The organism is Jannaschia formosa, assembly GCF_003340555.1.
GTDB lineage: Bacteria > Pseudomonadota > Alphaproteobacteria > Rhodobacterales > Rhodobacteraceae > Jannaschia > Jannaschia formosa.
The window spans coordinates 1-8,722 of sequence record NZ_QPLJ01000050.1 but is presented as its reverse complement, the minus strand read 5'-3'; the positions used below and the strand labels follow the sequence as shown (position 1 = coordinate 8,722).

9 protein-coding genes are annotated in these 8,722 nt (G+C 64.1%); 3 read left to right on the top strand and 6 right to left on the bottom strand.

Annotation, left to right across the window (positions count from 1 at the left end; genetic code table 11):
• Positions 1-447: 447 nt before the first annotated feature.
• Positions 448-1,029 (top strand): hypothetical protein, encoded by a 582-nt coding sequence (locus DR046_RS22265; protein ID WP_135227383.1) that lies wholly within the window; start codon positions 448-450, stop codon positions 1,027-1,029.
• A gap of 130 nt (positions 1,030-1,159) precedes the next feature.
• On the opposite strand, the gene DR046_RS22260 is transcribed toward DR046_RS22265, so the two are convergent.
• The 6 genes from DR046_RS22260 to DR046_RS23855 form a co-directional block, all read right to left on the bottom strand.
• Positions 1,160-2,050 (bottom strand): helix-turn-helix domain-containing protein, encoded by an 891-nt coding sequence (locus tag DR046_RS22260; RefSeq protein ID WP_115384549.1) that lies wholly within the window; start codon positions 2,048-2,050, stop codon positions 1,160-1,162.
• Between the two features lie 44 nt (positions 2,051-2,094).
• Entirely contained in the window at positions 2,095-2,448 is a 354-nt protein-coding gene (locus DR046_RS23360; protein WP_135227382.1) for a hypothetical protein, read from the bottom strand.
• Positions 2,420-2,908, bottom strand: coding sequence for a Panacea domain-containing protein (locus DR046_RS22255; RefSeq protein WP_115384548.1), 489 nt, complete (start codon positions 2,906-2,908; stop codon positions 2,420-2,422). The genes DR046_RS23360 and DR046_RS22255 overlap by 29 nt, the downstream gene beginning before the upstream one ends.
• A gap of 857 nt (positions 2,909-3,765) precedes the next feature.
• Complete coding sequence (locus DR046_RS22245; RefSeq protein WP_115384552.1) at positions 3,766-5,640, bottom strand: potassium transporter Kup; 1,875 nt, start codon at positions 5,638-5,640, stop codon at positions 3,766-3,768.
• 35 nt (positions 5,641-5,675) lie between these two features.
• Complete coding sequence (locus DR046_RS23860; protein ID WP_167767246.1) at positions 5,676-6,302, bottom strand: exopolysaccharide biosynthesis protein; 627 nt, start codon at positions 6,300-6,302, stop codon at positions 5,676-5,678.
• On the bottom strand, positions 6,299-6,496 hold the full coding sequence (locus DR046_RS23855) for a hypothetical protein (protein ID WP_167767245.1): 198 nt from the start codon (positions 6,494-6,496) through the stop codon (positions 6,299-6,301). The genes DR046_RS23860 and DR046_RS23855 overlap by 4 nt, the downstream gene beginning before the upstream one ends.
• A 293-nt stretch (positions 6,497-6,789) precedes the next feature.
• Here DR046_RS23855 and secF point away from each other — a divergent pair, with 293 nt between their 5' ends.
• Both secF and DR046_RS22230 read left to right on the top strand, forming a co-directional pair.
• Positions 6,790-7,764: a protein translocase subunit SecF gene (gene secF, locus DR046_RS22235; protein ID WP_245191059.1), complete on the top strand. Its 975-nt coding sequence runs from the start codon at positions 6,790-6,792 to the stop codon at positions 7,762-7,764.
• Between the two features lie 52 nt (positions 7,765-7,816).
• Positions 7,817-8,215 (top strand): hypothetical protein, encoded by a 399-nt coding sequence (locus DR046_RS22230; RefSeq protein WP_115384545.1) that lies wholly within the window; start codon positions 7,817-7,819, stop codon positions 8,213-8,215.
• Positions 8,216-8,722 lie beyond the last annotated feature (507 nt).

The window sequence follows — 8,722 nt, the reverse complement described above, 5'->3', positions numbered from 1 at the left end:
GGCCGTCCTGCGATCCGCCCCCTCCAGAACCATCGCCAAGGCCAGCATCCGCCGAGCCGCCCGGGCGTCCCGGCTACGCGCAGCCGCCTTCCGCAGCCCCGTCGCATCCAACTCGTCCCGCCTGATCGCAACCGTCATCGCCATCCCTCCCGTCAACGAAAGAAGGGAATCACGGCCCGACAGCGCGCGCGCCTCACAATCGAGTCAGGGAAGAGGGCCGTTGGTATTACACCAGCTTGACGGACGTGACCCAGCACGCATCTATTCCGACGAGGCACGGGCTCGTCTGCCCGAAGAATGCCGGAACCTGCGAGCGGCGCAACTGACGGCGGACGGCGGGTAGTGTCTCAGTTTGAAATCCTTCCGCTCAGCAAGCGTAGCTCGTTGTGTTTGTGGGCGCCGTCATTTCGCTTGACGCCCGACGCGGCGCGGCCCTAGATGTGGCGCATGGTCAAGGACGCAGCACAAGCGATTCGCGCATTAGCGAGTGAGGCCCGGCACAAGCGGGCCGCCGCGCAGGAGCGCTTGGACAAGGCGCGCCGCGACATTGACCGGCTTGACGTGGAGATTGACGCTTTCGCGCGTGCGCTTGCCGCTATCGAGCCTGACGACGCGGAGTCGGCGGCTGAGCCTGCCGCTACCAAGGCCGGGGATGCCGCTCTGTCCGACAAGTGGGCAAACATCTACAGGTCGCTCTATGAAGTGGGCAAAAGCCCTTACTCCTATGAAGATATCGTCGCCGCGGCGGAGATCGCTGGCTATGAGGTCAAAGCCGCCGCGACGCGCACGCAGATGATGAACGCCGTCAACAACGGTTTCTTCGAGCGTACCGGGCCGGGACGATTTACGTTTACCGATGCTGGTCTCGTCGCCCTTGGCGTAGACCGCAAAGAGAATGAGCCGCCCAAGGGCGGCTCAGACACCGGGGAAGTTCCCGCTTCCTCCGATCCGGCGCACGCGCCAGGATATCAATTCCGCCTAGCGGCAGCGGACCCCTCTCCGCACAATGAAGGGGAGAAAGGAGGCTAACTTGCCCGCCCAAGACGCCCAGGTAGCGGGGCGAAGGTTCATCACCTTGTTGCGCTACCTGACAAGATAACACCGGGGCAGGCCATTGGCCTGCCCCTTTCTATGTCAGCCCTACGAATCCGTCCAGCAGTTATTCGGCTGAGGACTTCTTCTTGTAAGGGCCGCGCTTCTTCGGCGCTGGGGCGCGAGCATCAATCAGCCCGACGATCCATTCCATGTCGTGCAGCGTGTCAGACACGCCAGCCGCCATCGCAGGGGTCATGCGTAGGCTCTTGTGCGTGCGCACGAAGTTGTAGTGCACGAAGTAGAGCGACAGCATGTGCAGGTGGTTTTCCAGCTTCTTGCTGAACCCGTTCGTAAGGCGCGTGAACCGGCGCATACCCATGCGCATCGTCAGGTTCTGACGCTCGACATGGGAGGTCGAAATCATCGCCTCGTCGGGCTTGCCGAAGATCGGCTCCTTGATCGCGCCCGTGCACTCAGCGGGGCTATACTTGCGCTCATGCCCCTTGTGACCCGTAGGGTCGCCGTAGAGCTTCACGAGCATGGCGTAGTCCACGTCAGCCGCGAAGGCATCACCAACGGCCTTAAGGTATGCCGCGTTGCCGTCTGTGGTGAGCTGCACCCGGTTAGATAGGCGCGCTGCCAGATCGAACATGAACTCGCGCGCCGTCGCCGCGCTGCGGTCACCAACCTCAAAGGCCAGGATCATCTTGCTGTCGCGGTCGATGGCGGTCCACGTCCACACGTCGCCTGCACCCTCTGGCGCCTGCTTCGCCCTCGGGACGTTCTTCTCCTTGGCGTAGCAGAACGACCAGATTTCGTCGCACTGGACTTGCTGGGCCTTCACGTCCCGAACCGTCTCGTCGTGGTAGGCGGCGCAGGCTTCCCCCGCCTCAACCAGCAACTTGGAGACAGTGTTGATGCTGACGCCGACGGTGCGGCTGATCGCGCGCATCGACATGCCTTCGATCAGCATGTTGAGGATCATGACGCGCTTGGAGAGGGGCAGCTTGTTCATGCAACCAACATAGGTTGCATGACGTCATTTAGCAAGTAAAAAGTTCATTTAGAAATCTGCTTCTGGGCGACAAAGGACAGAACGCCGCCTAGCGACCCGCTGAATAGGACCGACTGAATCTTCGAGAGCTGCTCATCTGACAGCCAATGCCAGCTCTCAGGCAATAGGTAGTGAAGCGACCAAGCTAGCAAACTTCCCGCAAACAAGACCGAGAAGACGACAAGTAGGATGATGACTACGAAACCATATGATCTTGCCCAAGCCGCATCAGCCCAAGTCTTCGCATCCTTAAGCTTTTTGTCATTCCCCCAATACTTGGTTTCAGCCTTTGCCTTGCTGTCATCGGCCCAATCCGGGGTCTCTCCACCGTCAAGCGGCGGAGGAACTTCTATAGTCATTCAGCAATCTGTTATAATGTTCTGCGATGCGTGCGTCATCTATTTCAATGTTCATAACGCCATCCTCGTAGACCTGATGCCAAGGGCTACCTTCCCGGTGTGTCAGGTTAGAAAGCGCAAATCCGCTAAGGCTCCCATACTTTTCAACGACATCCTCCAAAAAGGATTGGACATCAGCAGGTAAGGACGACGGGCTATTTTCATCTATTAGATGAGCTGGAACCGGAGATCGCCCATATTTCTTTGTCGCATGGTAAAGCACCGGAATCACCGGCCCATATTTCCACGCCTCAATGCGATCACCGAACAGATCGCGATTTAGAACAGCCAAAGACCATCCATGAGCAATATAAGTCAGCTTTACTAGCTGCATCGGGGTCAATGTGATCCCTCTGCGCTTCGCAATCTTCAGAATTTCATCAGCGGCAGTCAACGCGGACGTAATAGGGGCGACTGTCATCACTCCCACCTCGCGTGTGCCGCGCGACGGGCGATCTCCTTCCGCTCGTCGGCTGTGGTGTTCTCCTGACGCGCCTTTGCACCCGCCAAACCGCTCGCGCGTTTGGCTGGCTGCTTCAACGTCGTCTCTTGCTCTTCGCCGGTCGCGATCCTGGCAATGTGGACTGCATTGCCTATCACGTCCGCCGGGCGTCTCTGCCCTTGCGGTCCCTTTGGCATCTTGGTCCTTTCCTCCCGAGGGCGCTGGTGGCACCCATGACAGGGATTCTAACATAGTTGACACGATATGTGGACTTTTTGTCCAGGTGTGCAAGGGAGCCTTGCGTCGCAGCACCACCCACCATCGCGCAGGTTGCCTTAAGATGCGGTTACCGGGGGCATGGGGCAACATCATGTCAACGGCCCTCGATTTCAAACTGAGACACTACCGGACGGCGAGGCGCCACTTCGCGTTGACGCCATGCAGCTGGGAAGCGCCCTCGGCCAGTTCAGTTCGACGCCAATTGTGTTGGGTTGGCCCATGGAGGGATCCCCTCCGAGGATTGCTCAGAGTTCCCCATCCTGGCACATCGCGATGCCGCGGGCGGGGCTACCATACCATCAGTGGCGGCCACACGGTTGACTTCGTCATCCGCTCGGATGCGCCGCCATCGCATCCGCTTCGCCATCCGCATCCGTCCCGTAGCGCCGACTAGCGCTAAGGGACATCGCGGCCACGCTGTCCCCGCAGGCAGGGCAGTGTGGCGGGCTGCTTCCCGGCCCAAAGGACGAGACATCCCTGACCGCCTACCAGATCTACGGATCGATGGAAAACATTGACTTCCATCAACTTCCCCCCGACACGCGAATGGTCTCCGCCTAGACCGTGACCTGCGATCCCATCTCCACCACGCGATCGCGCGGCAGGTGGTAGAAGTCGCTGGGGTCGGCCGCGAGGCGCGACATCAGGATGTAGACGCGGTCCTGCCAGACCGGCATGCCGACCGTCGGGCTCGCCACGATCTTCCGGCGGCCGAGGTAGAATGACAGCTTGCGGCCCTCGAAATCCAGCTTCTCCTTCCGCAGCTCTCCGAGCGCGCGGTTGACGTTTGGCGTCTCCATGAAGCCGAACCGCAGGGTCACGCGGGTGAAGCGGTCGTCGATCCGCTCGATCAGCGCGCGCTCGGGGGCCGCGACACGCGGCTCGTCCCGGGTCTCGACGGTCAGCACGATGATCTGGTCGTGCAGGACGTGGTTGTGCTTGAGATTGTGCAGCAGCGCGGGCGGCGTCGAAGTGGGGTCGCTGGTCAGGTAGACTGCCGTGCCCGGCGCGTGCAGCACCGATCCGCGTTCGATCTGCCGGATGAACCGGTCGAGCGGGACCGCCTGCGCGCGGCTCCGCTGGAACAGCACCCGCGTCCCCCGCGACCAGGTCCACATGGCCATCCCGATCAACCCCCCGAGGAAGAGCGGCACGTATCCGCCTTCGGGGATCTTCAGCAGGTTGGCCGACAGGAAGGCCACCTCGATCAGCAGGATCGGAGCGACAACGGCGGCAACCAGGGGCCAGGACCAGCTCCAGACATGCCGCAGCATCAGCATGGCGAGTCCCGTCGTGACCAGCATCGTGCCGCTAACCGCGATGCCATAGGCGGCCGCCATGCTGCTCGATGTCCGGAACTCGAGGACGAGGAGGAGCACGCCCACCAGAAGCGCGAGGTTGATCCCGGGGAGGAAGATCTGGCCGCTCTCGCGATCGGACGTATGGCGGATCTGGAAGCGCGGCAGCAGGCCAAGCTGCACCGCCTGCCGCGTCATCGAGAAGGCGCCGGTGATGACGGCCTGGCTCGCGATGACGGTTGCGACCGTGGCGAGGATCACGAGCGGAAGCAGCGCCCAGTCCGGCGCCAGCAGGAAGAAGGGGTTCTCCAGGGCGGACGGGTCCGACAGGACAAGGGCACCCTGGCCGAGGTAGTTCAGCGTCAGCGAGGGAAAGACGAGCGCGAACCAGGCATACTGGATCGGCCGACGGCCGAAATGGCCGAGATCGGCGTAGAGCGCCTCGGCGCCCGTCACCGCAAGGAACACCGCCCCGAGAACGAAGAAGGCGACAAGCCCGTGCTCGGCAAGGAACCCCGCCGCAAAAGCGGGATTGAAGGCGGCCAGGATGGCCGGAGCTTCGACGATCTGCATGATCCCCAGCACGCCCATGGCTAGGAACCAAAGGGCTGTGATGGGGCCGAACCAGCGCGCCAGCGGTCCGGTGCCACGGCTTTGGATCGCGAACAGGCCGGTCAGGATGACGATGGTCAATGGCAGGACGTAAGGCTCGACGACCGGCGTGACCAGCTTCAGGCCCTCGACCGCGGACAGGACCGAGATTGCCGGCGTGATGATGGCGTCGCCGAAGAACAGGGCCGCGCCGGCGATGGCAAGGACGAACAGCGCCAGCCCGCCGCGCCGGGTGCCGGATTGCACGAGCGCGAAGAGCGCGAGTACGCCGCCCTCGCCCCGGTTGTCGGTCCGCAAGAGGAACAGCACGTATTTCGCGGTGACGATCAGGATCAGCGCCCAGAGCAGCAGCGAGACGACGCCGATGACCTCGGCAGGCGCCAGTCCATCGGCGGCGGCGGGCCGCAGCGCCTCTCGCAGCGCGTAAAGAGGGCTCGTGCCGATGTCGCCGTAGACGACACCGACCGCACCGATGGTCAGGCCAAGCGTCCGACCGGCGATGCCGTGGGAATCGCTGTTCATCGGGGCATAGCTAGCGAGCGTCACGGGATTGCCCATCAGAACAGTCTGGTCAGTACGAAGGCGCCGCCGCCGATGATCGCGGCGACGAAGAAGACGGCGCCGATCGAGAAGAGGAAGCCGAGGGTGAGCCACAGGCCGTCGCGCTCGCTGAGGGCGAGGGCCAGCGCGATGATGGCAAGCGCGGGGACGGCGTTGGCGAAGGGTATCGGCAGAAACAGCAGCAGCGACATCAAAAGGCAGGCGATCCCGATCGCACGGTCCACGGTTGTCGTCGCGCCGGGCCACAGACGGGGCCGGGCGAGCCGCTCGATACGCTCGACCCAGGGCAGGGAGTAGTACACGATCTTTCGGAACATCGCGCGGTCGATCGAGCGGTCGCTCAGCGCTTTCGGCAGCCAGACGGAGGGCCGCCCCGCGACGAGCTGCAGCGCGATCATCATCAGCGGAAGGCTGGTGATGACGGACGACCCCGGCAGGTAAAGGAACACGTTCGGCACGGCGAAGAGCACCATGAGCGGCGCGAAGCTGCGGTCGCGCAGGCCGGCCACAAGGTCGCCCAGCGCAATGCGCAGGCCGAGCCCCGTCTCGAGCGCACGCAGGACGTCCGACAGGCGGCGCGGGGCGGTCCCCGCCGCGCCTTCGAGGTCGGATTGGACGCTCATCTGGCCGCGCCCCCGGCAAAGGCCCCGGGAGCCGCGGGGCTCGGGCCCGCAGGACCGCCTCCGGACTGCGTCTTCCAGAGTGACAAGGCCACACTGGAGGCGAGGATCGCGGAGGTCACGCCCAGCGACAGCGCGGCGAAGGCGCCCCAGCTCCAGAGCGGCTTGCCCGGCAGATCGAGAAACAGGATATCCATTCGAACGGTCCGATCGGTGTCCGCTCGCACTGATTCCGGGGGCGCGCAGGACAGGCCGGGCGCGCCTCGAGGCAACCGAGCTCGAGCGAAGGGAAAGTGTGAGGCGCCCGGTCTTGTTCAATCTACCCTGACACTTATATTTATTTTTTCGCCCCTCTTGCGCGCGCAGCCGGTCGCCACAATCTCCGCCGGGCCAGTCGCAGAACAGGTCCGGCCGCCGTGCCGACCGCACCCTTGTCCTTTCGATGATCGGCGAGACGCGCCCGGCGCTTCCGGGCCTGGAGACTTCGGTCTTGAAGCTGCCAATATGGCGTTTCGCCCTTGCCGCTCTGGTCATCCTCGTGGGTGTTGCGGTCGCGCTCCCCGGCTTTCAGCCCCGCGATCACGCCCGATCGCTGCCTTTACCCGCGGTCTCGCTCGGGCTCTTCGTCTCGCCGGGCCTGAACTACGGCGTGGACTTCCGGGGTGGGGCCCTTATCGAGGCGAGCACCGGCGCGAATACTGACCTTGCAGCGCTGCGCCATGGTGTCGAAACGCTCGGTCTTCGGGATATCTCGCCGCAGGAGAGCGATGGCGGAAGCTCGGTCCTGACCCGTGTCGAGGAGCAACCCGGCGGCGAGGCGGCCCAGACCGGAGCCGCCGAGGCCGTAAGGGCCGTGATTGCCGAGGTCGCGCCCGAGGCGCAGATCGACCGGGTCGAGATCGTCGGCCCTCGCGTCAGCGCGGGACTGGCCGTGGCGGGCTTCCTCCCCGTCGCCGCGGCGAGCCTCGGGATAGGCGTCTACATCTGGGCGCGCTTCGACTGGCCTTACGCTGTGGGCGCCATCGCGACGCTCGTTCTCGACATCACCAAGACGGTCGGGTTCCTGGCGCTGACGAGCCGCGACTTCGGTCGCACGGCCATCGCGGCTCTGCTGACGCTGATCGGCTTTTCGGTCAACGGCAAGGTCGTCGTCTACGACCGGATGCGCGAGAACTCCGAGCGCCATCCGGCAATGCCGATGCGCGAGCTCATCGACCTGTCGATCGACCAGACCCTCGCGCGGTCGCTCTGCACGTTCTGCACGGCGCTTCTGGCCATGCTGCCGATGGCGGTCTGGGGCGGCGCAGCCGTGCAGAGCTTCGCGATCCCAATGGTCTTCGGCATCGTCGTCGCCGCATCTTCCTCGATCTTCATCGCCGCCCCGATCCTGCTGTTCCTCGGGGACTGGCGGCACCGCAACGCCGCGCGGGCCGAACCCGGCCCGGTCGTGCGACTTCCGTTCTGAAACCCCGTCGCCGCCAGGACGGCGGCGACCCCTGCACCACAAGGTGACTCAGATGCTTCACTCCGTCGCAATCGCTTCCAGCCTCGTCTGTCTGGGCCTCGTCTGCGCGATCTACTACTGCAACATCTACTCCCGCCCCGGGGGCTGGCTTCGGTCGGAGACCGTCGCCATGATCCTGCTGGCGCTTCTGACCGGGCTGTTTCCGCTGGCGCTCGTGGCCCCGCTGATCGGCCTGTGGGGCGCGCTGACCGCTGGCGTCTCGATGACCGCGCTTCTCGCGGCCGGCACCGATCTGGCGAGCCTCGCGGTCGTGATCGTGACGATCGCCGTTTTCCGCTCGCTCGTGAAGGCGACCCATCGGAACATCGGCGAGTCAGCCAGCGTCACGCCCTTCACGCCGCGCCCCGTCGGTCCCGGCGTCACGCCCCGGCAGATGAAGAAGGCCGCATAGGGCAGAAGACCGACTGGGCCTGGCGTCGTCAGCGAGGAGTTCCTAGAAGGTCGCAGCCATAGGCTTTGCCGCGCAGCTGGTCGATCGCGCCGTCGGCATGGCCTGCGGGCTGACGTCGACGTCGCTGTGGCTGACGCCGGATATTCGCCGGCCGCTGCCATAGCGACCGGACAGCTTGTTGAGACGGCATCGGTGGACGCCAGCGCCGGGTCGTCTCATGTCGCCCGCGATGTCGACTGGCAGCTCGTTCGCCTGCTCGCTATCGCCGGTGTGCGCGGTGGCATGATTGCCGGCGCCAGCCTGCCTGCGTCCGGAGAGGGAGATGCGCTGAGGCCGCTTGTTTTCGCGTAACTCTCAGTCATGGACGGCGTGATCATCTGGAGCGAGTGAGCTACTCCCCGAAAACCGGACAGTGACGGAAGCTACGATCTGACGTCTGCTGGTCTTCAACGACGATGAGATCAGAACATGTCGAGACGCAGGAACCACGACGCGGGCTTCAAGGCG

Coding starts and splice junctions, on each gene's coding strand:
- DR046_RS22265 (WP_135227383.1), top strand. CDS start 448: ATGGTCAAGGACGCAGCACAAGCGATTCGCGCATTAGCGAGTGAGGCC.
- DR046_RS22260 (WP_115384549.1), bottom strand. CDS start 2,050: ATGAACAAGCTGCCCCTCTCCAAGCGCGTCATGATCCTCAACATGCTG.
- DR046_RS23360 (WP_135227382.1), bottom strand. CDS start 2,448: ATGACTATAGAAGTTCCTCCGCCGCTTGACGGTGGAGAGACCCCGGAT.
- DR046_RS22255 (WP_115384548.1), bottom strand. CDS start 2,908: ATGACAGTCGCCCCTATTACGTCCGCGTTGACTGCCGCTGATGAAATT.
- DR046_RS22245 (WP_115384552.1), bottom strand. CDS start 5,640: ATGAACAGCGATTCCCACGGCATCGCCGGTCGGACGCTTGGCCTGACC.
- DR046_RS23860 (WP_167767246.1), bottom strand. CDS start 6,302: ATGAGCGTCCAATCCGACCTCGAAGGCGCGGCGGGGACCGCCCCGCGC.
- DR046_RS23855 (WP_167767245.1), bottom strand. CDS start 6,496: ATGGATATCCTGTTTCTCGATCTGCCGGGCAAGCCGCTCTGGAGCTGG.
- DR046_RS22230 (WP_115384545.1), top strand. CDS start 7,817: ATGCTTCACTCCGTCGCAATCGCTTCCAGCCTCGTCTGTCTGGGCCTC.